Annotated in this window: 2 protein-coding genes; one reads left to right on the top strand and one right to left on the bottom strand. The window is 71.5% G+C overall.

The window, feature by feature from the left end; translation table 11 throughout:
• Nucleotides 1–671: histone deacetylase (locus VB716_RS02400; protein ID WP_323269622.1), on the bottom strand; the 671-nt coding region annotated here is incomplete at its 3' end.
• 97 nt (nucleotides 672–768) lie between these two features.
• Here VB716_RS02400 and VB716_RS02395 point away from each other — a divergent pair.
• A complete protein-coding gene (locus VB716_RS02395) occupies nucleotides 769–1398 on the top strand; it encodes an NAD(P)H-dependent oxidoreductase subunit E (protein WP_323247531.1) in 630 nt (209 codons plus the stop codon).
• Nucleotides 1399–1458 lie beyond the last annotated feature (60 nt).

The following is a 1458-nucleotide window of genomic DNA, read 5'->3' as shown; positions in this document are numbered from 1 at the left end:
ACCGCCGGGCCGTCACTGCCGCCGGGCAGGGGGCAGTTGAGGGTGAAGCCCAGGCCCGGACCCTCCCCCCGTTCCGTGGCGGCGCCGCTGCCGGGGTAGTTGCCCCATTCATGCACGCTGGCGAAGAGCACGCTGGAATCGCGCCAGAAGATCGCCTGGGTGCCGTTGCCGTGGTGCAGGTCCCAGTCGATGATCAGCACCCGCTCCAGGCCATGCACCACCTGGGCATGGCGGGCGCCCAGGGCCACGTTGTTGAAGATGCAGAACCCCATGCCCCGATCGGCCTCGGCATGGTGACCGGGGGGGCGCACCAGGGCGAAGGCGTGGTTCACCTGGCCGCTGAGCACCGCCTCCACCGCTGCAAGGGTGCCGCCGGCCGCCAGCCTGGCCACATCTTCCGACGCGTCACAGATGGTGGTGTCGCCGGTGGAGAGTTGCCTGGCGTCGTAAGCCACATCGCGGCGCACCGTCTCGAGATAGCGAACCGTGTGGCAACGCTGAAGCTCCAGGTCCGTGGCGGGCCGGGCCCGAATCAGCTGGCAGCGCTGCCGCAGGCCGCGGCGCTGCAGTTCGGTTTCGATCGCCTCCAGCCGCCGCGGGCTCTCGGGGTGGCCACTGCCCGTCTCGTGCAGCCGGAAGGCCGGATCGATCACCAGTCCCGTGGCGCCCATCGCTGACGGCCTCCAGGCCAGACTTCCACCACATTCGCTGACAGCCGTGCCGGCGCTGGCTAGGCCGGTGGCAAGACCGCGCCTGTCGCGTCAGCCCATGACCGCGCCGCTCTCCGCGCCACCATCAGCGCTCCGCCGGGCGGATCTGCTCCCCAAGGCGGTTCTTCCTGCCGAGACTGTTCTGCCTGCCGAGGCGGTGGAGCGCACCTCGCGGCTGATTCGTCAGCACCGTGGCCGCTCCGATGCCCTGATCGAGGTGCTGCACCAGGTGCAGGAGATCTACGGCTATCTGCCGCCGGGGGCCCTGGCCCAGGTGGCGCGGGAGCTGAAGCTGCCTCTGGCCCGGGTGTTCGGGGTGGCGAGCTTCTACCACCTGTTCCGGCTCAAGGCCCCCACCGCACACCGCTGCGCCGTGTGCCTGGGCACCGCCTGCTTCGTCAAGGGAGGTGGGGAGCTGGCGGCACGGCTGGAGCGGCGGCTGGGGCTGCGGCTCGATGACGCTGCCGGCAACGGCACCTGGGCCCTGGAACACGTCAGCTGCCTGGGGGCTTGCGGCCAGGCGCCTGTGCTGGTGGTGGACGGCCACCTGGAGGCCCGCCTGCCGGTGGACGATCCGGCGGCCCTGGATGCACGCCTGGGCGCCCTGGGGCTCTCGGCAGACGACGCTTCCGGCGCCGATGCCAGGGCAGACGGCAGGGCAGACGGCAGTGGAACCGGGGCACGCTGATGGCTTCCTCTCCCCGGATGCAACTTCGCTGCTGCGGCGCCAGCGGCTGCCGGTCCGCCG

Source organism: Synechococcus sp. CCY9201 (genome assembly GCF_034931105.1).
Lineage (GTDB): Bacteria > Cyanobacteriota > Cyanobacteriia > PCC-6307 > Cyanobiaceae > CBW1002.
Note: the sequence above shows the minus strand (reverse complement) of the source record. Positions and strands in the feature narration are given on the sequence as shown.